This is a genomic window from Aquicella siphonis (genome assembly GCF_902459485.1).
GTDB classification, from domain to species: Bacteria; Pseudomonadota; Gammaproteobacteria; order DSM-16500; family DSM-16500; genus Aquicella; species Aquicella siphonis.
In genome coordinates this window covers 1,628,944-1,653,811 of record NZ_LR699119.1, presented here as the reverse complement: position 1 = coordinate 1,653,811, position 24,868 = coordinate 1,628,944, and the positions used below count along the sequence as shown (strand labels likewise).

Annotated in this window: 18 protein-coding genes, 3 tRNA genes and 1 pseudogene; 8 read left to right on the top strand and 14 right to left on the bottom strand. The window is 46.6% G+C overall.

The window, feature by feature from the left end:
• Positions 1-240 precede the first annotated feature (240 nt).
• Positions 241-2,442, bottom strand: a complete 2,202-nt coding sequence (locus AQULUS_RS07745; RefSeq protein WP_148339494.1) for a cation:dicarboxylate symporter family transporter — start codon at positions 2,440-2,442, stop codon at positions 241-243.
• Between the two features lie 373 nt (positions 2,443-2,815).
• Between AQULUS_RS07745 and AQULUS_RS07740 the strand changes: the two genes are divergently transcribed.
• Positions 2,816-4,546: a hypothetical protein gene (locus tag AQULUS_RS07740; RefSeq protein WP_148339493.1), complete on the top strand. Its 1,731-nt coding sequence runs from the start codon at positions 2,816-2,818 to the stop codon at positions 4,544-4,546.
• A 73-nt stretch (positions 4,547-4,619) separates the two neighbouring features.
• Here AQULUS_RS07740 and AQULUS_RS07735 read toward each other — a convergent pair whose 3' ends face one another.
• The gene (locus AQULUS_RS07735) at positions 4,620-5,036 is read right to left on the bottom strand and encodes a GFA family protein (protein WP_148339492.1); all 417 of its coding nucleotides are present in this window, start codon (positions 5,034-5,036) and stop codon (positions 4,620-4,622) included.
• Between the two features lie 704 nt (positions 5,037-5,740).
• On the opposite strand from AQULUS_RS07735, the gene AQULUS_RS13040 reads away from it, so the two are divergent.
• From AQULUS_RS13040 to AQULUS_RS07720, 3 genes are all read left to right on the top strand, one after another.
• Positions 5,741-5,989 carry a type II toxin-antitoxin system RelE/ParE family toxin gene (locus AQULUS_RS13040; protein ID WP_232051859.1) on the top strand — a complete coding sequence of 83 codons (249 nt, stop codon included), beginning with the start codon at positions 5,741-5,743 and terminating at the stop codon, positions 5,987-5,989.
• Between the two features lie 107 nt (positions 5,990-6,096).
• Positions 6,097-6,426 carry a helix-turn-helix domain-containing protein gene (locus tag AQULUS_RS07725; protein ID WP_148339491.1) on the top strand — a complete coding sequence of 110 codons (330 nt, stop codon included), beginning with the start codon at positions 6,097-6,099 and terminating at the stop codon, positions 6,424-6,426.
• A gap of 27 nt (positions 6,427-6,453) precedes the next feature.
• Complete coding sequence (locus tag AQULUS_RS07720) at positions 6,454-7,269, top strand: hypothetical protein (protein ID WP_148339490.1); 816 nt, start codon at positions 6,454-6,456, stop codon at positions 7,267-7,269.
• Between the two features lie 82 nt (positions 7,270-7,351).
• Here AQULUS_RS07720 and AQULUS_RS07715 read toward each other — a convergent pair whose 3' ends face one another.
• Positions 7,352-7,996 (bottom strand): hypothetical protein, encoded by a 645-nt coding sequence (locus tag AQULUS_RS07715; RefSeq protein ID WP_148339489.1) that lies wholly within the window; start codon positions 7,994-7,996, stop codon positions 7,352-7,354.
• Between the two features lie 187 nt (positions 7,997-8,183).
• On the opposite strand from AQULUS_RS07715, the gene AQULUS_RS07710 reads away from it, so the two are divergent.
• Both AQULUS_RS07710 and AQULUS_RS07705 read left to right on the top strand, forming a co-directional pair.
• Positions 8,184-8,378, top strand: a complete 195-nt coding sequence (locus AQULUS_RS07710; RefSeq protein WP_148339488.1) for a hypothetical protein — start codon at positions 8,184-8,186, stop codon at positions 8,376-8,378.
• A pseudogene (locus AQULUS_RS07705) lies at positions 8,315-8,734 on the top strand (site-specific integrase); the annotation flags it as partial. The gene AQULUS_RS07710 and the pseudogene AQULUS_RS07705, both read left to right, overlap by 64 nt.
• A 160-nt stretch (positions 8,735-8,894) precedes the next feature.
• Here the strand turns inward: AQULUS_RS07705 and AQULUS_RS07700 are convergent.
• From AQULUS_RS07700 to AQULUS_RS07655, 10 genes are all read right to left on the bottom strand, one after another.
• A tRNA-Arg gene (locus AQULUS_RS07700) sits at positions 8,895-8,968 on the bottom strand.
• 42 nt (positions 8,969-9,010) lie between these two features.
• Positions 9,011-9,084, bottom strand: a tRNA-Arg gene (locus AQULUS_RS07695).
• Positions 9,085-9,139: 55 nt separating this feature from the next.
• Positions 9,140-9,229, bottom strand: a tRNA-Ser gene (locus AQULUS_RS07690).
• A gap of 85 nt (positions 9,230-9,314) precedes the next feature.
• Positions 9,315-9,584, bottom strand: coding sequence for a carbon storage regulator CsrA (gene csrA / locus AQULUS_RS13145; protein ID WP_148339487.1), 270 nt, complete (start codon positions 9,582-9,584; stop codon positions 9,315-9,317).
• A 244-nt stretch (positions 9,585-9,828) separates the two neighbouring features.
• The gene (locus tag AQULUS_RS07680; protein WP_148339486.1) at positions 9,829-11,076 is read right to left on the bottom strand and encodes an aspartate kinase; all 1,248 of its coding nucleotides are present in this window, start codon (positions 11,074-11,076) and stop codon (positions 9,829-9,831) included.
• A 17-nt stretch (positions 11,077-11,093) separates the two neighbouring features.
• Positions 11,094-13,712, bottom strand: a complete 2,619-nt coding sequence (alaS, locus tag AQULUS_RS07675; RefSeq protein ID WP_148339485.1) for an alanine--tRNA ligase — start codon at positions 13,710-13,712, stop codon at positions 11,094-11,096.
• A 162-nt stretch (positions 13,713-13,874) separates the two neighbouring features.
• Positions 13,875-14,342: a regulatory protein RecX gene (locus AQULUS_RS07670; RefSeq protein WP_148339484.1), complete on the bottom strand. Its 468-nt coding sequence runs from the start codon at positions 14,340-14,342 to the stop codon at positions 13,875-13,877.
• Positions 14,343-14,347: 5 nt separating this feature from the next.
• Positions 14,348-15,397 carry a recombinase RecA gene (gene recA, locus AQULUS_RS07665; protein WP_148339483.1) on the bottom strand — a complete coding sequence of 350 codons (1,050 nt, stop codon included), beginning with the start codon at positions 15,395-15,397 and terminating at the stop codon, positions 14,348-14,350.
• 152 nt (positions 15,398-15,549) lie between these two features.
• Entirely contained in the window at positions 15,550-17,049 is a 1,500-nt protein-coding gene (locus AQULUS_RS07660; protein ID WP_148339482.1) for a multicopper oxidase family protein, read from the bottom strand.
• 114 nt (positions 17,050-17,163) lie between these two features.
• Positions 17,164-17,664, bottom strand: a complete 501-nt coding sequence (locus AQULUS_RS07655) for a CinA family protein (RefSeq protein ID WP_148339481.1) — start codon at positions 17,662-17,664, stop codon at positions 17,164-17,166.
• A 279-nt stretch (positions 17,665-17,943) separates the two neighbouring features.
• Here AQULUS_RS07655 and mutS point away from each other — a divergent pair, with 279 nt between their 5' ends.
• Entirely contained in the window at positions 17,944-20,529 is a 2,586-nt protein-coding gene (gene mutS, locus AQULUS_RS07650) for a DNA mismatch repair protein MutS (protein ID WP_232051858.1), read from the top strand.
• Between the two features lie 387 nt (positions 20,530-20,916).
• The gene (locus AQULUS_RS07645; protein ID WP_148339480.1) at positions 20,917-23,997 is read left to right on the top strand and encodes a hypothetical protein; all 3,081 of its coding nucleotides are present in this window, start codon (positions 20,917-20,919) and stop codon (positions 23,995-23,997) included.
• 73 nt (positions 23,998-24,070) lie between these two features.
• Here AQULUS_RS07645 and rluB read toward each other — a convergent pair whose 3' ends face one another.
• Entirely contained in the window at positions 24,071-24,823 is a 753-nt protein-coding gene (gene rluB, locus AQULUS_RS07640) for a 23S rRNA pseudouridine(2605) synthase RluB (protein WP_148339479.1), read from the bottom strand.
• Between the last annotated feature and the right edge of the window lie 45 nt (positions 24,824-24,868).

The following is a 24,868-nucleotide window of genomic DNA, read 5'->3' as shown; positions in this document are numbered from 1 at the left end:
CAATGAATGTGAATTCATGCGCATCATCTTGGTGCCTCGCCTTGCATATTATGTGCGTCCAAAAACGTGAACGTGGTGGGCGATAATAGAAAAGTGTTCACAAGATACAGCCTTGAGAAATATTACGGATCATTTTTTGAGAGAAAAATATTACGAAGCGATGAGGGAGAAGGGCTAGGTGCCAGCTTTGCTTTCCTGTGTGAAATTGCAGAATCAGCTTTAGGAAATGCACAGCAGGTTCTAGAGATAATTACCGAGGAAGCTCCACCTGGGCTGCTCATTTTCCAGTGGCCTGATCAATATCCACTGATTATACATTTTTTGCTGGAATCCGTCGTTACTTTTTAATTCCAGCCAATAATTCAGGAATCGTAAAAACTGGGGCGAATTTTTCTGAATCATATAGGCCATCAGAAAAGGCGCTACGACACCGGATGGCACGATAGAAGCATAGTTCGGATGTCCCAGAACCCAGACCCGAGTTTGTGCCTCACTCCATAAAGCCGCATCAATTTCATGGCGCAAAAAAGCTTCTGCGGGTTGGTTGCCACTCAAGGCTGGCAATATGATCATGCTCGCATTCGGGAAGTTTTCCTGCACGAGCGGGATCAGAACCGGATCATTGAAAATTCCAATTTTAAGGGATTTAATCTCTCTGATCTGTTCCGTGCTGGTATATTTGTTCTGCATATCGATGGGTACAATCATTGACATGGGGCTATGAAAGTAAGGTTCAGTAAAATAAACCTTGCGCAATCTTTCTTCTGTTACATATATAGCTGACATTGCAATGTCAAATTTATCAGCCAGTAAGTCATCCACCAGGTGTTGCCAGGTAAAAGGTATGAATTCAATATTGCAGCCTAGTGATTTTGCCAGGGCATAGGCAAATGAAATATCATATCCCACCAGTTCGTGTTTGGTGTTATAGAATGAAAATGGGCGCATATCTGCATTGAATCCCACGCGCAAAATTCCTGACCGCTGAATCCGATAGAGAGAGTCTTCCTGGGAATTGACCGGCTTGATCCGGGATTCGTCAAATGACGGCATGATTGCTGCATGGATATTTTGCGTCAGTGAAGGTGAGATTGAAAATCCATTTAGCCGTTCATAATTTTTTTCGCCTGGATTTGGGAATACGTTTTTTAAAATCAGGGAGCTAATGGAAATAACCAGAAAGAAAGCCGTATAATGAAGAATCAGTCTTTTAAAGTTTAATTTCAGCATCCCGAATAATGAAAATGACACAATAAGAGAAATAAACGAAAATCCCATGACGGACAAAACGACTTGAGGATAGCGGATAACAGGGATCAATGTCACATAAAGACTGTTTGTATCGGCGGGCAGACTCAACGAATCTGAAAGAAATGAAACGCCGTTAATGGAACTCGTCGGTGATCCTATAGAAGAAAAAAAGGTTAGTATGGGTAAAAAGTAATATTGATCTGTTTCCAATGTGTGATTGTAATACAATGCGGCGAAAAGGATAAAAAGATAAATAAAAAAATTGCCCAGCTGAGTGAATGGATAACTCACGACCGTGATGGTCTGCAAAATATCGTCACGCTCGTGTGCGTCAAATTCACCGGAATTTCTCATGGAGGTTTGTTGGCTTTTCAGGGCGAGCAATCTGGAAGTAACTGCTTGTATATACGGAATGGCAACGACGGACAGGGTTGTGACAGCAGATATGATCATGGCATCCCTGAGTTGTGTCATGATCGTGGTGTATTCTATGTCCGTGAATGTGGAAATCGTCAAGGGAATGATCCAGAATATTAATAGCAGGGATCCGATCAGAAGCAAGGTCAGGAATTGACTCAGGTCGGATAATTGACCAAACCTGATGGTTCCGGAAACATCCGCTAATAACGCAAATGTCGCATAAGGTGCAAGCTGTACCAGTTTTTTCCAAAAGAAGAGACAGGTTTGGTTGATGATGGTTAGTATTTTGAAAAAGGAAGTCTTTTCAGGGATATGTTGCAAGGCCAGACCAAATAAAGTGAAAAATATGACGATGGCGGGTACATATCCTTGTGACAAGTCATAAAATACATTCTCTGGCACGAGAAATTGCAGCAAACTTGCCTGTTTGACATTTTCATGTGCCGCTGATGCCAGATTGACTGGCAGTGATTGTGCTAAAATAATCAGGGTGGCGAAAACCAGCAAAATCAAAAAAAGATAAATAATGCTGCTTTTTCTTAACAGACGGGCAGACAAGGAGGGAGTGAGGTCGCCCAGGCTGGTCAGTAATGTACAGATGAGATAAGGGAAGACCACGGCTTCCATCAACATTGTATATACACGGCCAACAGGAGCAAGGACGGCCGCCTTGTCGCCAACCAGTAAACCAAAAATGATGCCTAATACAAGACCTAAGGTTACCTGCGCAGGGAGAGACAAGCGCGGCGGACGACCTTTATCGCGATTCATATAAAATCCATTTTATCTGGCTGTTTTATTACCCCAAGCGATACTAGCTAATTTTTGATCAAAGTGTCAATCATGGATTGAAAAACTTTAATCACGAGTATCAGTTAGCCACTAGCTAAATAATCAGTAAAATATTTTGATTTCCATTGTAATAAAATAAAAAAGCTGGTTAACAGTGTGTTTTTGTATTCTTTTTGTCCAACCAATATCTATAGGAAGATTACAAGAAAGCTAATTATCCCAGAGTGTTTATTTAATTAGCTACGTTAGCTAGCAAAGACTCATGTTGCACCAAAATGGTTGATCAAATAACAAGCATAATATAAAATTTGTTCAATTTTATATTATTAAAACAAAACGAGGCGATATTAATATGCAAGCTAGGTATACATTATTTCAAGTAAATAAACGAGATCTTACCAGCCGAGAATTGAGTAGTAATCCAAGTATAAGAAATAATTACGCTTTTCATGTTTCTTTATTAGAAGGCGCATTAAGAAACAGCCAGTGGTATTCAAATCTTGATGGAAGCAGTGTGCGCGCAATAGAAAACATTTATTGTACATTTGATGAAACTAATGATCCCACTCGTTTAACTCTTATTATCGGTTACACCCTCAATGGAAATGAGATGATGGTTCATTCATTTGTTCCCGCTGGCCTTTTCGAAGAACTAGGGGAGGAGGCACGACTCACTACACCCTTTACTTTAAATACACAGGAACAAAGGGTTAATTTCTGGGATTGGCACTATAGGAACAATCGAGGAGAATGGGATAATCAAGCGCGAGGATTTGCTTATGATGCATGGCGCAATATTTGGCATGACAATTTACGCCGCCACGGGGATTATATTAGGCCGGATTATATGGGGGGTCGCCAAAATAATCAAAACAACCAAAATAATATTAATTATGGCCAAAGCGTACATAATGAAGAGGTACACCAGTCGGTTAGTACATCATTGAGAAAATTAGATGCTAGATATGGAAAAAAGTTGAATCAAGCAACTTGTCTTCAAGGATTGTTTAATTTTGTAGATCAATTAAGAAAATCATCTAATGATCAAAATAAAAACCAAACCGAATTGCATGAAATAGCTGCTGCCATACGATGTTTAGAGCGCCTTTTAAGGACGGAATGGTTTACTAATGTTGAGCGAGGTTCAGGTTTTGACTTTAGAAAAGTCATTTCTTTAATCTGGACAGCGATTCAAGATAACGAAACTTTAACTGTCCCTAAAGAGCAGGCTTTAGAACGATTTGTTCATCATTTATATCTGATCCAACGTGGTTATAATCTTGATGAAAATGGACAGGATAATATGAGGCCAAAGGATAAATTTATCTGCGTTGGCGGTACATTTAATCAAATCGTTTGTTGCTTAAATGGCGGCTTGCATCCAGATGTGGAAATCATTTTTGCGACGAAGCAAACAGCAATGGCAAAATTAAGAGCCATCGTCTATGAATTGGTGGTTGATTACATCATGAATGAAGCTGAATCAAAGGAAAAATTAATTGAATCACTGCGTCAGATTTGTGATAACCCAAATGAAACATTACCTGAATGGTTATTCAATAATGTTAAGGAAAAGGCAACCAAAGCATTATTATCCGATTATGAAGGTTTGTTAAGCGAATCCGAGTTGAATGAAGTGATTGAGTTTGGCGGTCCAGCCATTGATGTGAATCACAGGTTAATACAACTCATCGATGTTGCTTGTAAAAGACAACAAGTAGCAACGACGTCATCAGGTACGCATAAAGATAAAGAAAAGGAAAAAGAAAAAGAAACAGAAACAGAAACAGTACAAGATGATGCTACACCATCTGGTGATCTATCACAGATGCCACCTTTAGTATCTGAGGAGGAATTTATTCGCAATCAAAACCAAAAATCGCAAACAACCAGTACAACAGCGAAACCTTCGCAATTAGGCTACTTTGCTGTATCAAATTGCCGGAGCCAACAAGCGATAGCGCATTCTTCTGCGAAACCTGCGCCATCGAATCAAAAGCGAAATAGACCAGCGCTCCCTGATGATTTCGATGGAAGCAGAATGAGTGGCGGCAGAAACAATAGTTCTTGTATGTTGCAATAAACAAGCTTATGTGCAAAGACGGTCTGGTTTTGATCTAATCGGTAGTATCTGATCCGATCGGAACCAAACCAGCTTAGACAATTTCAAAAGGCATCCATCTGCTCATTCTTCCCAGAATTCTCTCCTCTGGGGTTTGAGCCGATACATTGATTTCCGTTGGCATACTGAGGTTATTGTCGGTGTCCAGTGTATTAGCGTTTAGAACACAGACCGACTTACCTTCATAGGTCATCAGCCCACCAATATACACACCACAAGTACCGCAAAAAAGACGATCGCTGGTTTTATGACCCATTTGATAAAAGAAAGTATTTTCTTTATTTTCTATTTTGATTATTAAAAAACCTTCTGGATCCGCCACGTTGATATTGCCCTGTTTATGACAAAATGAACATGAACACTTTCTCAGCCAAAGCGCTTGTGGTGATTTAGGCGTATTAAATTCCAGCTTAATATTACCACAATGACAAGCACCCTTTAATGTATACATTGTTAATTCATCTCTTTCTTTGGGTCAAAAGTATCATCCAAGTCTATCACATCGTAACCGCTCAGCAATGTACATGATTGAACAGTTACGGTATAGAAACAAAAATGCCCTCCAAGTGGAGGGCATTTTTGTTTCTATCGCGCCCGGAGAGATTGAGTCGCTGCGCTCCTGGCAAAATCGCTAATGCGATTTTGTCGAACTGGATATTTATATGTCGGGAGTTCGAATCTGTCTAAACCGATCCCAACAAAAAAAGGATAACCATCTCTGTGAGGTGATTATCCTTTTTTATCGCGCCCGGAGAGATTCGAACTCCCGACCACCTGGTTCGAAGCCAGAGTAGTCGGATTATATATTTATTATAAATCAACATCTTGCGACTGATGGGCATTAGCAAAACCATTGAAAATCAATGTAAATACAGGTAAAACCGTGTTGATTATGTGACAAATTCCCTACACAGTTTTTAGAGCACACGGGTTAAACATTAACTATGATCACGTTGGGTAATGCAGTGGCTGTGTGTGCTATCACATTTATGAATAAGCTATTGATTTTAGATTAATATTAATTTTCTCATTAAAAAAAATACCAACATATATATCAACCAAATCAATGTGGTATCGCTAATAAATACTTCAGGTACTTGAGTAGTATAATATAATGTACTATAATGTATTATACTTAAGATAAGGAAAAAGCACGTGAACCAAGAGGAATGTAAGTGGGAGCTTAAATATTGGTGTGATAATAAAGGCGAAAGTCCTATAGAGCGGTGGTTTGACTCCTTGACTAAAGAGCAATTTAAATCGGTTGCTAAAGAGCTAAAGTTATTGGAGCTATGTGGAAATATGCTTAAGTTACCTCACAGTCGCGGCTTAAAAAAGGGATTATTTGAATTACGAGAACGTAAATATGAGTTTAGGGTTTATTATACTTTTTTAAAGAATTAAATAATTTTAATGATGCATGCAGGAGATAAAAAAACACAAGATAGGGATATCGATATTGCACGTGATCGCCTTAATCAGCTAACTCGGGATAAAGAGGAGTAATGACAATGAAAGCGAAAAGTTTCCAAGAATATCTTGAGAAAAGATTAGATCAATCTGAAATTGCAGAAATCGAAAAATTAGCAGAATTAGAAATGGAGTTTCTACGATCTTTGCAAGAGGATGTTTCTAGTGCAGTTGCTAGTTATATGGCAAAAGAGAAAATTGGTTTTAATGAGCTTGTGCGTCGTTTAAATATTAGTCCGACACAGGCTTCTAATATACAAAGTGGCAAAGCTAACCTGACCCTAGCGACTATTGCTCATATCTTTGCTTTACTCAAAATGAGACCACATTTGATCGTGAATGATAAATTATCAAAACACGAAGTTGCATAAGCATAAATAGGATGAATTGAATATGGATTGGAAGTTGTTTGCTACCTTTGCAGCGCCATTGATTACTGCATTTATAGCCTTTTTTTAAATAAGAATTTTCAAAATAAGCCACGGTTAATTGCTTATTATGGGCATGTGTCAGCACATAGAATTCCAAATACTAAATATTCCTTCTATCTAATGTCATCAACAGCTGAACCTAATAAAGTAAATTTGGATACGCAATATGGCGATAAACTTCCAATGCTTATTAAGAACGATAATAATATTTGGATTTATGGATTGAATGTGGACGGAGATACAAAGTTAACAAAATCAAATTCTCCAGATAAATATAATAGCCTAATTTTTACGGAAAGTTTGACTCAATTACAGGAAGTTTCTGAGGATATTTATGTAGATATTCGTTCATGTGATGCCCATATTTCCACAATGTATGTCGGTACGAATGCAGTGGTTGTAAGGAATTCGGGTCGTTTATCGGCAAGAAATGTTAGGTTAGGTCACAAGACATTACCAAATTATAATATTTATCCAAACACGAAATATGAGGTAACAAGTTTACCGAGTGGGGGTAAGGAAATTATTTTTCCAATTTTGGTTCCTGGCGAGCAAATAACAATTTCTTATCTTTATTTTGCTCCAACTACGTATAGTGAAATTAACACGTATGTTAAATCAGACGAGGGTCTGGCTGGGGTGATAGATGTTATTCCAGCCCCAAGTATAGCTGCGTGGTTGAAGTATTTATTATATGTTTTATTGTTTGTGGGGTTGTTAACAGTTATTTATCTCGGTATTATTTTGATTGTGTCTATATTCCGTCGTTTTCATTGTGTGTAATTATTAATATAGTTTGGAGAAGATCCTCTAAATTTAGAGGGCTGTGGAATGATTTTAATATTTATTTTTTGGCAATGATCAATTACTTAACTTTTCTTCCTTTTGGTTTTTTCAACTCAACAAAGTAGTCGTCATTAGCAGGCTTAACGAGAACAACATCTTTTGGCTTTTTGTCGTAAAAACTTGGCCACATTTTTTTACCTGAATAATAATCAAAGCTGTCAACATAATATTTTTTGGCAGCGAATTGCTGTCTCACCTTCCCATTTTCTAGGATGTATTGTGCAAATTTTTTTATTATTTCTTCTTTTCTTAATTCTTTTGTTTCGTCAAAAATTCGTAAGTATTCTTTGTTGTACGGAAAATTTTCTCTTTTTCCCCCAAGATCTAAAAACGCTTTAGCTCTAAAATAGGCTGCTTCCGCTTCAATTTTGATCATTTCTTTAACAAAATTAGATCTTGAAATACTACCTTTTTTTGCTCTTTCAATTAGATTTTCATATTTTTCTGCATTATTGAGATTTTTAAGTTCGTAAGCGTAACTTAGGGCACATTTAAGTGGGGTTTGCGAAGTATCAAGATTGATCACTTTGATATTTCCCGTGACATCTGTATTAGCAGTACTAGCTAGCCCTGTTTTATGTTCAACTAATCTGAATTTACCTTTGAGAGTTCTTTCTAACTCGAGAGCTTCTTTTAATTTTTCAAATTCTTGTCGCCAGAGCATGGTTTTAATCCTCGTCTATTTTTTAAAAGTATAGTCCTTTATTCCAGATAAGGAGGTTACAAGCCATGGTGGGCGTTGTTGCGCAAATAATTTAGAAAAATGAATAAGATAGAAATAAGCGGGAACTTTTTGTAGGATTGGCTCTGCGAAAAGTTCAATAAAACAAGAAAACAAGGAAGCCCCGCTTATGGCAAAGAAGATAGCGTATCGAGTAAGAAATTGGAAGGATTACAATTTTAGTTTAATTAATCGTGGTAATTTAACTATCTGGTTTTCTGAAGATGCTATAAAAAGCTGGTATCAAAAGCCGCAAAAAACAAAAGGCATGCGCTTGTTCATCCTGATGAATCGAAGACGAGCAAGGCCATTCCTGTGCCCCTGAATGATTCAGCGGTTGAGGTGATCCGAAGGCAGATTGGCAAGCACACAGAATATATATTTACCTACAAGGGTAACCGAATTCTCCAGTGTAATACCCAAGCCTGGAAGAAAGCCTTGAAGCGGGCAGGGATAGAAAACTTCCGCTGGCACGACTTGCGTCATACCTGGGCAAGCTGGCATGTTCAAAATGGAACATCCTTGCAAGAGTTACGGCAGTTAGAAGGATGGTCATCTTATGAGATGGTTTTGCGTTATGCGCATCTGAGTAGTGACAACCTAAAGGAAGCGGCGAGCAAGGTTAGCGTGACAATTTCCCTACATCCGTCTGAGGGTAAGGATATACCTGTAAGTGCTTGATTAATAAGCGAGCCCGGAGAGATTGAGTCGCTGCGCTCCTGGCAAAATCGCTAATGCGATTTTGTCGAACTGGATATTTATATGTCGGGAGTTCGAATCTGTCTAAACCGATCCCAAAAAAAAGGATAACCATCTCTGTGAGGTGATTATCCTTTTTTATCGCGCCCGGAGAGATTCGAACTCCCGACCACCTGGTTCGAAGCCAGATACTCTATCCAGCTGAGCTACGGGCGCATTCGGTAAATCAAAACATGGACAAGCTTCGAGCTTTTAGAGCGCGCCCGGAGAGATTCGAACTCCCGACCCCTTGGTTCGTAGCCAAGTACTCTATCCAACTGAGCTACGGGCGCGTTTTAGAAACTAGACACCTTGCAAACTTGCAGTGGTGCGTCCTGCATCACTTATCGGAGAGGGAGGGATTCGAACCCTCGATGGAGCTTTAGGCCCCATACTCCCTTAGCAGGGGAGCGCCTTCAGCCTCTCGGCCACCTCTCCAAAACCTGGTCCGGCTATCATATCTGCCGGTTAACGGCTGTGCGCTGATTTATCACAGCCAATAGTAAATCATTAACAGCCTGGATTACTCTTTATTGCCTTCATTTTTATCTATCTTGGGTTCGCGTTTCTTTTTGACAGTTGTAACAACGGGCGCAGTTTCCTCTTGCTTGGCAACAGGAGTTGTATTCTTTTCTTGTTGAATTCGCTGATATATTTCTTCGCGATGAACTGAAACGTCTTTAGGCGCATTGATGCCGATACGCACCTGGTTACCTTTAATACCAAGTACAGTAACGATGACGTCGTCACCAATGACTATGGTTTCACCCACACGTCTTGTTAAAATGAGCATTATCCATCTCCTTTTTAAAAACTGCCTTGTCCATTAAGTTTACTTATATCCCCGTTTAGTCCATTCGGTGCATTATATATATTTCTATAGGGCAGAGTGTTACCCCCTCTATTTATTTTATCAGGCTTCTCTAGAGGAGCGTGAACCTTGTTGTAACTTTATCTGTTTTCTTACCCTTAGCGACTTTCAAGGTGTGCAATAGTAAACAATAAAATGAAATTCTGCAAATAGGATTTGCATTTTTTTATTCAAAAAATGACTGCTCCACGGTCTGGTGTGGTTTGTCCAGTTCAAAAGCCTGGTGGACTGCCCGCACGCCTTTTTCCAGGTGATCTTCGTCCAGCACCACGGATATTTTGATTTCGGAAGTCGTAATCATCTGGATGTTGATCCCTTCAGTCCCAAGAGCTTTGAACATGGTGCTGGCAACGCCGGTATGCGAACGCATGCCTATTCCCACCAGGGAAAGCTTGGCGACCTTGGAGTTGGTCTTGACTGTCACCGCCCCTAGTTCAGCTGCCAATTCTTCTATGATTTTCAATGCCTTGGGGTATTCCCGTCTTTGCACGGTAAAAGTGAAGTCTGACTTGCCTTCGAGGCTGGCGTTTTGGGCGATCATGTCAATTTCAATATTTGCCTGACTGACTTTGCCCAGAATCAACCCTTCCACTCCTATCCGGCGGGGAATGCCGGACAGGGAAATGATGGCTTCCTCCCGGCTGAAGGCGATACCGGAGACCAAACGTTTGTGCATAATTTTATCCTCAAAAGTCACCAGGGTGCCTGATCCGTCAGAAAAGGTTGAAAGTACCCGAATAGGCATATTGTGTTTGCTGGCTAATTCTACAGACCGCATTTGTAATACTTTTGCGCCCAGGCTGGACATTTCCAGCATTTCTTCAAAACTGATTTGCGGTATCAGCCGCGCTTCCGGGAGCATATGCGGGTCGGTGGTGTAGACGCCATCCACATCAGTATAAATTTGACATTCATCCGCTTTGACGGCGGCGGCAATGGCGACTGCGGTTGTGTCAGAACCGCCGCGGCCCAGGGTGGTGATGTCGCCGTACTCATTGACTCCCTGAAAGCCTGCAACAATGACAATCCGCCCCTGTTGCAGTTCACGCTGTATGATATCCGTTTTGACTTCCAGAATGCGTGCCTTGGTATGAATGCTGTCAGTATAAATCCCGATCTGCGGGCCAGTGAAGGAACGGGCGGGGCAGTTTTTGGCGTTGAGGGCCATGCTTAGCAAAGCCATGGAAACCTGCTCACCACTGGAAATCAGAACATCGTATTCGCGGGGATCGTGATTTTGCGTCAAAGCATTGGCAAGGCCGATAAGCCGGTCGGTTTCTCCGTACATTGCCGATACCACGACAATAACATGATGCCCTTCGAGTTTGGCTTTAATGACTTTTTCGGCAACATGGTGAATACGGTCCAGGTTGCCGACTGAACTTCCACCATATTTCTGTACAATCAGGGCCATGTTCCAGTGCCTTATTGTTAATGTTTTATACGCTCATTCACCCAAGTGTAAACAGACTGTAATGCTTTTTCCAACGCTTCAGGCTTATTGCCGCCTGCTTCGGCCAGATCAGCGCGGCCGCCGCCTTTGCCGCCGATTTGCGCGGCAACCATGCCCACGATTTCCTTTGCATTCAGCTTGTCCGTCAGATCAGGTGTGATGCCGCCCACCACGCCCACCTTGTTTTCCTTTACCGTGGCTAATACGATGACAGCCGAACCCAGCGTTTGCTTGAGATGATCCATGGCGTTACGCAGGGCTTTCCCATCCAGGCCTTCCACAACGGTGGCCAGGATTTTCATGCCGTCCAGGTCTTGTGCCTGAAGTGCGAGATCACGGCTGAAGAGGCTGGCCAATTTGTCCTTCAATTGCTGTATGTCTTTTTCCAGTGCGTGTATGCGCTCTTCGGATTGGGAAAGTTTTTGTTTATACTCATCTTCGCGCTTTTCAATATGGCGCAATGCCGCGTCGCCTGTGACTGCTTCGATGCGGCGTATTCCGGCAGCAATGCCGGTTTCTGCAGAAATTTTGAAAATGCCTATGTCACCTGTATGGTCGGCATGAGTGCCGCCGCATAATTCTACCGACGGGCCAAAATGGACGACCCGCACCTTGCTGCCATATTTTTCCCCAAACAGGGCGACCGCGCCGCTGGCGATGGCTTCTTCCGGAGAGGACACGCGCACCACGCCGGCATGGTTGGCGCGTATTTCATCATTCACACGCTGCTCAATCTTGCGTAATTCCTCTGTTGTCAGCGGTGCGGAGTGTGAGAAATCAAAGCGCAGGCGCTCGGGTTCAACCAGAGATCCTTTCTGTATCGCGTGTTCACCCAGCACCTGTTTTAACACCATATGCAGCAGATGAGTTGCGGTGTGGTTTAATACCGTGGCGGCACGGCGTTTCGCATCCACTTCCGCTATCACTTCGTCGCCTATGCGCAGCGAACCTTTTTCCAGCTTGCCGAGGTGCAGGTGAGTATGGGCTTGTTTGATGGTATCCAGCACTTTGAATATGCTTTGATGATGGATGCGCAACACTCCCTGGTCGCCGACTTGTCCGCCGGACTCGGCGTAGAATGGCGTACGGTCCAGTACGATGGAACCTTTCTCGCCGGCATTCAATGTTTCAACAAATTTTCCATCACGGTAAAGGGCAAGGATTTTACCTGTGTCGGGAATGTTTTCAGCCAGTAAATTTTTATGGCCCGTAAACTCGGTAGGCTGCTGCGCTTCCTGGGCGACAGTATATTCCGTTGTGAACTGGCTGGCTTGCCGTGAGCGTTCGCGCTGTTTGGACATGGCTGCTTCGAAGCCGTCGTAATCAATCATCAGATTACGCTCGCGCGCGATATCAGCAGTCAGGTCAGCGGGAAATCCATAAGTGTCATATAACTTGAACACTGTTTCACCCGGAATGATATCGGTTTGCAATTCGTTCACAACTTGTTCAAACAGTTTCAAGCCCTGTGAAAGAGTCGTGCTGAACTGTTCTTCTTCCTGGCGTAATACTTTTTCCACCTGGGATTGTGCTTTGACAAGCTCAGGGTAAGCATGTCCCATCAAGTCGGTGAGAGGCTGCACGAGAGCATGGAAAAAGGGCCCGGTCAGTCCAAGCTTGCTGCCATGGCGCAGCGCGCGGCGAATGATACGCCGCAATACATAGCCTCGTCCTTCATTGGACGGGGTCACGCCGTCTGTAATCAAAAAGCTGCATGAACGGATATGGTCCGCGATGACACGCAGCGAGAAAATTTCCGGCAGCCTGGCTTGTTGCGCAAATGCTTCGGGAAGGTTGATGCCCGACAGTTGCGCGACGGTTTTGATCAGAGGCTGAAACAGATCCGTATCGTAATTATTATGCACGCCCTGCATGACCGCGGAGATACGTTCCAGGCCCATGCCGGTATCAACGGAAGGCTTGGGCAGGGGCGTAAGCGTGCCATCAGCCGCGCGATCATATTGCATGAATACAAGATTCCATATTTCAATGTACCGGTCGCCGTCTGCTTCTGCGCTGCCGGGCGGTCCGCCGGCGATGTCAGGCCCGTGATCGTAAAAAATTTCCGTGCAGGGCCCGCAGGGGCCGGTGGGACCCATGGACCAGAAATTATCGTGTTCGCCGCAGCGACTGAACCGGGCGGGATCAATCTTGATTTCCTTGAGCCAGATTTCCTCGGCTTCCTTGTCATCCTCGTACACCGTGACCCACAATTTTTGCGGCGGAAGACCTAGTTTGTTCACCAGAAATTCCCACGCGAAACGAATGGCATCCCGTTTGAAATAATCGCCGAAACTGAAGTTGCCGAGCATTTCGAAGAATGTGTGATGACGCGCAGTATAACCTACCCGTTCCAGGTCGTTATGCTTGCCGCCCGCGCGCACGCAGCGTTGTGATGACGTCGCCCGTGTATAAGGCCTTGCTTCCAGCCCCAGAAAAACATCCTTGAATTGCACCATGCCCGCATTCGTAAACAACAGGGTCGGGTCATTGCCCGGCACCAGCGAACTGCTGGGTACAATTTCATGGCCGTGCTCGTGGAAATATTCCAAAAACTGGCTGCGGATATCATTGCTGCTGGTATAGTGTTTTTTCATGGGCATACTTTTCACTTAATCTGGACGAAAAAATACAAAGTCATTTTTACTTTTGGCGGAACTCTTTTACGCAATCATGTTGTGCAATCATGCGGTTTCCCCTTGCGGCTGCTCATGGGTCATGTTCTGCCTGGTTGTGCAAGCCGGATTTGTAAACCGGTTTTAATCATCACTATCAAACACACTTTCAATTTGTTCTCGTGTAAAACCCCGGTGATTCAGGAACCGTATTTGCCTGGCGCGGGTTTTATAATCGGCAGGCAGCCTGTTTTTAAAGTGTTTCTGCCATACCTTGTTGATATGATCAAGCCATGCATTATCGGTGATATGAAGGTGTTCTGCAATCATCTCGGCGGGAATGCCCCGCGCTTGCAGTTCCATGGAGATGCGCAGCGGACCATAACCTTTTCCGCGGCGCCAATAGATATAATTTTCTGTAAAACGCTGTTCATTAATCAGCCCTGTCTGCACCAGTTCCTCCAGGATTCTGGCGCTGTCTTCAGCGGGATAACCTTTGGATTTCAATTTTTGCGTCAACTCGAATCTGGAGTAATCCCGGCGCGCCAGCCAGCCTAGAATAACGCGCCGGATATTTTCAGTATCACTTTTCTTGATGCCGCGGGTATCCATAATGGTCAGGCGACATGCTCTTCAGCTTCGTCTGTTTGCGCGGTGCGTGCGGCGCCGCCATGAGGGTTAATCATGATTTCGCGTATTTTACCTTCGATTTCACCCGCGGTTGCCGCGTGCTCTTTCAGGTATTGCCGGGCGTTTTCCTTGCCCTGGCCTATGCGCTGGCCGTTATAGCTGAACCAAGCGCCGGACTTGTCTATCAGCCCCAGCTGGACACCCAGGTTGATGATTTCACTTTCGCGCGAAATACCCTGGTTGTACAAGATGTCGAATTCAGCCTGTTTGAAGGGCGGGGCGACCTTGTTCTTGACCACCTTGACGCGGGTTTCGCTGCCAATGATTTCATCGCCTTCCTTGACATTGCCGATACGGCGTATGTCCAGACGCACCGAAGCATAAAATTTAAGCGCGTTGCCGCCGGTCGTGGTTTCAGGGTTGCCGAACATGACGCCGATTTTCATGCGGATCTGGTTAATGAAGATGACCAGGGTGTTTGAACGCTTGATGTTCGCAGTCAGCTTGCGCAATGCCTGGGACATCAGGCGTGCCTGCAGGCCCATGTGCTGGTCACCCATTTCACCCTCGATTTCCGCTTTGGGTGTGAGAGCAGCCACGGAGTCAATAATGATCACGTCAATCGCGCTGGAGCGGACCAGCATGTCGGCTATTTCCAATGCCTGCTCGCCGGTGTCGGGCTGGGAAATAAGCAAGTCATCGACGTTGACGCCCAGGCGTCTGGCATAACTGGGATCCAGGGCATGCTCTGCGTCTATAAATGCCGCAGTGCCGCCTTTTTTCTGGCATTCCGCAATGACTTGCAGCGTGAGAGTGGTTTTGCCGGATGATTCCGGGCCGTATACTTCAACGATACGCCCTTTGGGCAAGCCGCCGATACCGAGAGCAATATCCAGCGAAAGTGAGCCGGTGGATATTTCTTCAATGTCAGGCATGTCGGCCGCGTCATCGCCCATGCGCATGACCGAGCCTTTGCCGAACTGGCGTTCAATCTGGCTTAATGCTGCAGCCAGGGCTTTTTTCTTGTTTTCTTCCATATAGTAATCCTTATATGTTTTGTTGCTGGTGGGTTTTCCTCTGGCGAGGAACAGGGGAGACCTTATTTATAACCTGTAATCCTGAATCAGGAAAGTGATTTGTGCAAGAAAACCGGCGGCGGTTCCCGCGGCCAGGCCGCGGGACGGCGCAGTTATTTGCCTGCATTGCCAGTCTGGGGGAAGGGAGATTGTTCGTAGAGGTTTTCACCTTCTTTGCGTTGTTTCGCGGTAAACCGGTCCGGGTAGCCGTCATAATTGATGGTGGTCATCATGCCGCCCGCGAGGTGATAAAGAATGTGGCAATGCAGCATCCAGATGCCGGGATTGGCGGTATCAAAAATGACTTTGACGGTGGAGTGCGGCATGACATTAATGGTGTCGCCTTTCCGGCCGGTGATTTTTTTTCCGTTAATTTCTGAAATCTGGAACACATGACCGTGCAAATGCATGGGGTGAGCCATGCCGGTCTGATTGACGAAGACTAATTCGGTGCGTTGATCGGGCTTGACGGTGTAAGGCTTGATATCAGGCCACTCTTGTCCATTCATTGTCCATGTGTAAGTGCTCATGTTGCCGCCCAGGGTGTAGGGGAGGGATTGCTGAACCGGGCGGGATTTCATCGGGTTAGTAGTAACCGTTTTCAATTCCTGGGAATAATCCAGCGCCGGGTTCGCTTGCGCGGTGGTTTCCGGGAGAGATGGCAAATCGGCTTTGGCGGTGGCGAGAATCAGGCCTGTCTGCTGGCGCGTACCCTCCGGCAGGGCCAGTATGGGATAAGCGTGCTCACCTGCCGGCAGGGTGACCCGGATATCCAGGCGGTCGCCTATGGGGATCTGGAACCGCGAGCCAGTGACAGGTTGTATGGGTTCGCCGTCCACGGCAATGAGTTTTCCGCTTAGCGAGCCCAGGTTGATAGAGTAATTACTGCTGGCTGACGCGTTGATAATGCGCAGGCGTATGGTTTCTTTCGGTTTGACACGCACGATCTCGGGATTTTGCAGGGTGCGGTGATTGGTCAGGTAGGCATCGAACTTGACATCCGTGAGATCGGGTTTTGCCATGCCGGACATGTTCATTTTCATGGCGTTCTTCTTGTCTTTGGACTGGGCTGCGGCCGGCTGGTCTTTCAGCGTGGATTGCAGTTTTTCAAAAATGACTCTGGGGTCGCCGAAAGTAAAATCCTGAATGAACATCAAGGCTTCTTTTTCAGGTTTTGCCTGCGGCTCATGTATGATGAGCGGCGCGGCCATGAGTTTTTGCTCTTGTAATTTGTAATGCGAATGCAGCCAGTACGTGCCTGCCTGTTTCAGGCGGAATTGATAATGCCAGCTTTTCCCCGGCGCGATGGGAAGCTGGGTCACATAGGGAACGCCGTCTTCTGTATTAGGGTCCACGATTCCGTGCCAGTGCAGGGCCAGGGGAACGTGTGTTTTATTTTTCACCGTTACGTCAAATAACTCTCCCCGGATTCCGGTATAGCCAAAAGTTCCATCGGGCTGGATGACATCAAATACCCGGCTGGGCTTGCCGTTTACGACCAGCTCTTTTTCAATCACTTCCAGCGTCACGGGTTTGGTTTTCGCGGCATGGACGGCCAGCGCGAGGGGCAGGCAGATAAATATAGCCAGAGAGTGTATGAGAATCCGTTTCATGATGGCAGCTTCCTGTTGTGAAAAAGGTGTATGGCAGCAACAACTGGCGCGGTTCAATGAACATCTTCACAATTCGTGGTGAGTATTCCGCGCCTTTAACTATCATAACATTTATCATGCGCTGCGCTGGAGTCTGGCGAGCTCGATAAGTTTTTCCAGTGCCGAAGCCATGGAGGCCAGGCGTATGGATTGCCGGTCTCCCGTGAAAACAAAATGCTGCGCCAAAGTGTTGAAGTATTTTCCACTCCAGGCTATCCACACGGTGCCCACCGGTTTTTCAGCCGTGCCGCCATCAGGCCCCGCTATGCCGGTAATCGCGATACTGATATTTGCGCGACTATTTCTCAAGGCGCCTTCCGCCATGGCTCTCGCCGCCGCTTCGCTGACAGCGCCCTGGTTTTCAAGGATGACGGGATCCACTTGCAGCATTTCTGTTTTGGCGTCATTGCTATAGGTGACGTATCCGCGGTCAAACCAGTCTGAGCTGCCAGGCACGCTGGTGAGCCAGTAACTCAGCCCGCCGCCGGTGCAGGATTCGGCGGTGGTCAGGATATAGCCGCGTTCCTGCAGGGTCCGGGCGGTTTCCAATACCAGTTTTTTGAGCGTCTCAATCATGTTCTTTACCTTTGTTTTATGGAGGGGTAAATATACCTGTTAATAAGTACGACCAGTGCTTGCCTGATACAACTCAGGATCGTACATCCCTGTACTCGACGCTTTTCCTGTCCTGGCCGCGACGTCCTTCGTTTGTATCAGGCAAGCACTGATTGTACTTTATTTAAAGCATAATAAACGTACAATATCGCGTCATGCAGCGATTCATGACGGAATGATATCTTTGCATATTATTATAATCGCTTACAATTCGGGTCTCATTAATACTGGAACACGGTCATGGCTTTGTCGATGATGGATACACAGCGCGAACACACACCCATGATGCAGCAATACCTGCGCATCAAGGCGGAATATCCGCATACTTTGTTGTTTTACCGCATGGGTGATTTTTACGAATTGTTTTTCGATGACGCGCAAAAAGCTGCGCGTTTGCTTGATATCACGCTGACTGCGCGCGGCCAGTCTGCCGGAAAACCCATCCCCATGGCGGGCGTGCCGTTTCATTCCGCCGAATCCTACATCGCGAAACTGATTCGCCAGGGTTTGTCTGTCGCCATTTGTGAGCAAATGAGCGATCCTAAAGCCGGTACGGGCCCGGTAGAGCGGCAAGTCGTGAGAATTCTTACACCCGGGACGGTTAGTGACGCGGCCTTTCTGGAAGATCATCAGGATAATTTGCTGCTTGCCCTGCATGCGCGTGACGCGGTCTACGGCATGGCGGTGCTGGATATCAGCGGAGGTCGTTTTCATCTGCTGGAAGTGACGGGGGAAGAGGCGCTGGCCAGCGAACTGGCGCGGCTGAAACCTGCGGAACTGCTGATCAGCGATGAATGGGAACATCCCATTGTGCGGGTGTACGAGCATCAGGTCAGGCGCCGTCAACCCTGGGAGTTTGATGAAAATACATCGGTGCGGCTGCTGAATGAGCAAATGCAGACGCATGATTTGAGCGGATTCGGTTGTGACGATTTACGCGCGGCATTGTGCGCGGCGGGTTGTCTTTTGCAATACGCCGGGGAAACCCAGCGCGCCGCCATGCCGCACATCCGCAGTATCCAGGTGGAAAGACGCGAAGACAGCCTGATCCTGGATGCGGCGTCACGGCAGAATCTGGAACTGGTGAAAAATCTTGCGGGCAGTGAAGAAAATACGCTGGTGTCCGTGCTGGACCAGACGCGCACAGCCATGGGCAGCAGGTTATTAAAGCGCTGGATTAACCGTCCTTTGCGTGACAGCGGGATATTGAATGAGCGCATGGATGGAGTCGATGAATTACTCGCGGAGCATGGTTATGCCGGCCTGCGTCAAAGCTTGTGCGGCATGGCGGATCTGGAGCGCATTCTTGCGCGCATTGCCTTGAAGACCGCGCGCCCGCGTGATCTGACCGCGCTGCGGGCGGCGCTCGCGCGTCTGCCGGAGTTGCAGCGGCAATTACAGGCTTTTTCTGCTGCGCGTTTGCGGGTGTTAAAACAGGCGATTGGTGAGTACCCGGACTTGCATGACCTGCTTGCGCGCGCAGTCATTGATAATCCGCCCGTGACCATACGCGACGGCGGTGTGATCGCCCGCGGTTACGACGCGGAACTGGATGAATTGCTCGCCCTGAGTGAAAACGCGGGCGATTATCTGATGAAACTGGAAGAGCAGGAAAAACAGCGCACGGGATTATCCACGCTGAAGGTCGGTTATAATCGCGTGCACGGTTATTATATCGAAATCAGCCGCCTGCAGGCTCAGGCCGTGCCGGCGGATTATGTGCGCAGACAAACGCTCAAGAACGCGGAGCGTTTTATCACGCCGGAACTCAAACAGTTTGAAGACAAGGCATTGAGTGCGCGTGACCGTGCGCTGGCGCGTGAGAAAATGCTTTATGAGGCGCTGCTGGAACAGCTTGCGGCCAGTGTTCCCTGTCTGCAGGAATCCGCTGGCGCGATTGCGGAAGCCGATGTGCTGGCTAATTTCGCGGAGCGTGCTGCGAAGTTGAACTGGACGCGTCCGGAGTTATCAGAAGAAGCGGGTATTCACATTACCGGCGGCCGCCATCCTGTGGTGGAAAACGTGTCGTCGCATCCTTTCGTTCCCAATGACGTACACCTGGACAGCAAACAGCGCATGCTGATTATCACCGGCCCCAATATGGGCGGAAAGTCCACTTACATGCGCCAGATCGCGCTGATTGTTTTGCTCGCGCATATCGGCAGTTTTGTGCCGGCTGCCGCGGTGACCATTGGGCCGGTGGACAGAATATTCACGCGCATAGGTGCCGCGGATGATCTGGCGAGCGGGCGTTCGACTTTCATGGTGGAAATGACGGAAACGGCCAATATTCTGCATAACGCCACGGCGCAGAGTCTGGTGTTAATGGATGAAGTCGGACGCGGTACCAGTACTTTCGATGGTTTGTCGCTGGCCTGGGCGTGTGCGCATTATCTCGCGCAAGGCGTGCGTTCTTTCACTTTGTTTGCCACGCATTATTTTGAATTGACTTCTCTTTCCGATGAAATTTCCACCGTGCAAAACGTGCATCTGGATGCGACCGAGCACGGGGATAAAATCATTTTCCTGCACACCGTGCAGCCGGGGCCGGCCAATCAGAGTTACGGAATCCAGGTCGCGCAGCTCGCGGGTGTGCCGCGCTCAGTCATTCAGCGTGCCAAGCAGAAATTACAGGCGTTGGAAAATGAAGCCTACCACCAGGTCGCGCAGCATGCACCTGTGCCTGAACAGCGGGATTTGTTCGCGCAGGCGGAGCAAGTGCACCCGGTGATCACGCAGCTGCACGATATCAACCCGGATCACCTGACCCCCAAGGAGGCACTGGATCTGATTTATCAGTTAAAAGCGGAAGCGTGTAAGCCCTGAGATGGCTGGCATGACAGGCGTCTGCCATCCCTGCGCAAATACATGTAGTGTCTGGTAAAGCGGGAATCCAGGACCAGGGTTCATGGTTCGAGACGCCGCTAACGCGGCTCCTCACCACGAACGGAAGGCACTCAATCCGTTCGCCCTGAGGAGGCACGCAGTGCCGTCTCGAAGGGCCTGACACAAGCAGGGATCCAGACTTTTCAGGGATTGCTGGATGCCGGCTGAAAGCATGTTGGCATGACGGGAGGGCTGTCATGCCGTCGGGGGTGTATTGTATCGTCTCAAGTGCATGATTATTAATGATATAAACCCTAATATTTGCTTAATAATCTTCTTGTAAAATAAATCATTATAATTCCTAAAGCCAAATGGCAAGACGAGATCATGAAAATATACTTCTATGTACCTGTCGATAAGAGTGGTCAAATCGATTACGAGCTTCGTGAATTCGAAGTGAGTGAAATCGAGTTTGCTGAAATCCGCGATATTGCCCAGTCTCACGGCAGGGTTGCAGACGCAGAATTGCATGATGTGGATTCGCACCTGATTCTTGGCGACAGTCATTTTGAATTCGACACGAAGAATGAAAAATATTTTAAAGAAATAAAATCCCGTCTGCTCAAGGGCAAAGAGAAGCAAGCTGATAAACGAATCCTGGTTGTGGATGATGACGAATCTACAAATGAAGAAGACATTGAAGAAGGCGCAGATATCATCTTCGGCCGTGATGATGTCTCTGAATTGAACCGCTCATCGTTACTGGATAGATCAAGCATGAACCGGCTTCGACTGGAAACGGAGGCCGCACAATTTCTGGATCAATGGAAAGTTAATATCGAGCCGATTGCAGCCATTCGGAATCAATACAAGGAAATTGAAACGCTCAAGACGCTTCCGCAGGTTCTTTCGGAGTGTGCCCGTGATGTTGACGGCTTCCAGCAGATGCTTGCTCAATTTGACACAGAGCTGGATTTTTCCGGTTATTCCCATGAAGACGAACAAAGAGAATCCGAACTGAAAAAGAAATTGGTTTCTCTGGACGGTCTGTCAAGGAAAATGCACGATTTTCATGTGTGTCTCAATGCGGCCAAAAGACTCCATTATGCCATTTTGAAAAGTAATTCAGCGTTTACCGACCGCCTGGGGAAAGTAGATGAACAAGCACTGGATAAGGACTACGCCAGCCTATTGTCCGCTCTGGAAAATTTAAACGATCTGCTTTCCCGTCATAGACAACAAGTCCAGCTTGAGCTGGCAAAAGTAGAGGGCAGGAAGCATCAAAATACCATCATCATCCGCACCTGGTATGCCTCAAAAAGTGACGAAGAGCAGCGTGAAATGTTTGGTATTCCTTCTGACGGCCATACCACGGTTGAATTATACAAGAATGAAAACGACCGCATTTACCTGGGCTTTTATGTCTGTCCGAATAAGGATAAGTCCGCCATTGGAAAAGCGTTTAAAAAAGTGAAGCTTCCTTCGCCAGATCCCGGCCGCGGTTATTTTGTGGACCTGGAATATGATCAGTCACTGGTAGGGCCGGGCAAGAAATTTTCACGCTGTGAAACGGTCGTCATCAAATGTGATCGTCCTGGCGCTGAACTGGATTTTGATGCTGCTTATGCCTGGGCGCAGCAGACAATGGCGAAATATCCGGTAAAAACAGCATATGGCAGAAGCATACGAATTCTTGATGATTATAATTTCTATCACAACAACTGCGCGAGCTTTGGCGCTGAAGCCTTGCGGCAGGCTGGCGCCGGTGATCATATCCGGTATTCAGGAAAGACAGTCATAGACATCGATACACCCAGCGGCGTGCGCGAATATGCCTTGAGACTGGAAGAAAAGTTGAAGCGAACGGCTGCCATTGTCCAGCGTGAAAAAGAAATTTCTTCTAATCCGTACATGTCAACGCAAGAAAAATGCGCTGGTTACCTGGGATTAGCGGTCAAGCGCTTAAAGCTAATCAATGATAATCCAGTCCTTGAGGGCTTCATCAAGAAGCTTAATCGCGCGCGTAAAATGTTGGTGAGTTTGGAGACTAATGAGGTAGATAGCTTCCTCAATGAGCTGTTTGGCAGATTGTATATAACGGTTAATGATCTCTTTGCAGCTTCCAGAGACCAGATGACGGTTCCCGTGCCGGATGCGGATGAAATCATTGCTGTCATCAAGCACCTGACGGTATTGATGCCGGTCCAGGAGCGCATTTTGATCAAGGCCATGAACAGTACTATCCCGGTCAGTCTTTATCGGTTTAACGTGCTGCATGCAAATGGAAAATTTGGAAAGTTTGCAGAGGATTATCTTGCTGCGAACGGAATTGTTGATGCTGTGGTTAGAGATGATTCCGCATCGCTGGTTTCCAAGGCGTTGCACATTCGCGCCGCGCTTTTGAAACTGGATAAACAGTATCAGATTGCACGGGCGAAATATGAGAAACTTGCGGCAGAATACAAATCTCAACCTGCTAAGGTTGAGAAATTGCAAAAGTGTTTTGAGAATATAAGAGAGTATCACCATACGGCTTTCAGACAGCTGAAAGAAGCTCTCACTGAACTGCGAAATCAGATCTATTTCAGACCTGATATGATAGGGCAGAATAATGAGTTATTGACGTCATTGCAAAATATGTTTTTGCCTGGTGTAAAACTGCAAGGACAATTTACTTTTCCCGTCATTCTGCAACACGCCAAAGGGGATAATTACTGGGCGCAAGCGAATCAATCGCTGAGCGACATCGCTGAAGATAGTCAAAAACAGATTTTCTTCAAAACCGTTTATCCGGGCAGCGGCTTGCCCGCGCCGGAAAAGCCTCATGTCCTCGCTTTCTGGAATTGGGGTAAAAGACACCAGCATTTTGAAGTGGAAAACAAGGCGAAATTGTATAACATTCTTAACCACCAAGATTATGACTGGCAAACGAAGCTTCGGTTGATCAGTGAGCTGGTTGAAGATAATAAGCCTGGTGTGTTGAAATTCTGGCGCCGCAGCGAACGGCACCGCTATGATGACATGGGTGCGCGTGCATCCGTTGTCTGTCTGGTGCAGGCTTTTTCAGAAGGAAAACTGAGTGAGGCTCGATTGATAGTCGAGCTGGAAAAAGTGATTCCGAAACTGGCGGAGCCGGGACACACCCAGATGGATAATTTCAGAAAAAATCTTGCCGCGGAATATCGGGCCGGCGTCAAGAGCCAACCGTCGTCATCCGCTTCTCAGGCAAGTTCGCCCGCCATGACACATGCGCGCGTGCTCAGAAAGCTTTTGAAGTCTGTTGCGATTTCAGACCAGGCTTATGGTGATACGTTTGAAGATCTGGGGGTGAGACTGTATTCGGCTCATCAGTATCAGCAGCTAAAAGACCAGAAAGACAAGCAGCAGCCAGCGCCAAAGAATGTCAGGGTGATAACGCCTGAAGAACAGGTTGAGATTGAAACAGGCTTGTGGCGCCGCATCAGTTAAGCCTCGAACCTTGAAACATGCTTCCGGAGGGCGTCCACTGACACAGTTCAGTGGACGCCCTCCATTTCCGGGGTTAATTCATTTCCCGGTTTACCTGTTTCAAAAAGTTTTCCAGTTCCGAGACTTCATCGTCGGTAAGTTCCACATGCCGGCCGCGCCGGAGTCCGGACGGCAGATAAACATTTCCAAAACGGATGCGGATCAGTCTGCTGACTGTGAATCCCAATGCTTCCCAAAGGCGGCGGACCAGACGATTGCGTCCTTCCTTGACGGTGACGTGATACCAGTGGTTTGACCCGCTGCCGCCGGCGTCGACGATATGATGAAAACGGGCCACGCCGTCTTCCAGCGGCACGCCTTTGGCCAGCCTCTCCAATGCTTCTTCATTCACTTCTCCGCGAATACGCACGGCATATTCACGCTCGATGGCGGAGCGGGGGTGCATGAGCTGATTGGCAAGCTCGCCGTCATTAGTGATCAGCAGCAGGCCGGAAGTATTGAAATCCAGTCTGCCCACGCAAATCCAGCGGCTGTTGCGTATGATAGGCAGGCTGTCAAAAATGGTGGGACGATTTTCCGGGTCATGGCGTGTGCACATTTCCCCTTCCGGCTTGTGATAAATCAGAACCCGTGTTTTCTGGTTCTTGCTTTTGACCAGCCGGATTTCCCGTCCATCCACGCACACGCTGTCGTGGTAAGTCATGCGGTCGCCTATGGTGGCGACACGCCCGTTGACGGTGATTCTTCCTTCCTGTATCCATCCTTCAATCTGCCGGCGTGAACCAATGCCGGCGTTAGCTAATATCTTCTGAATTTTTTCGGACATAATTTACTCGGATTGTTTGGTTGCGGCATTTTGCCGCGAATACGT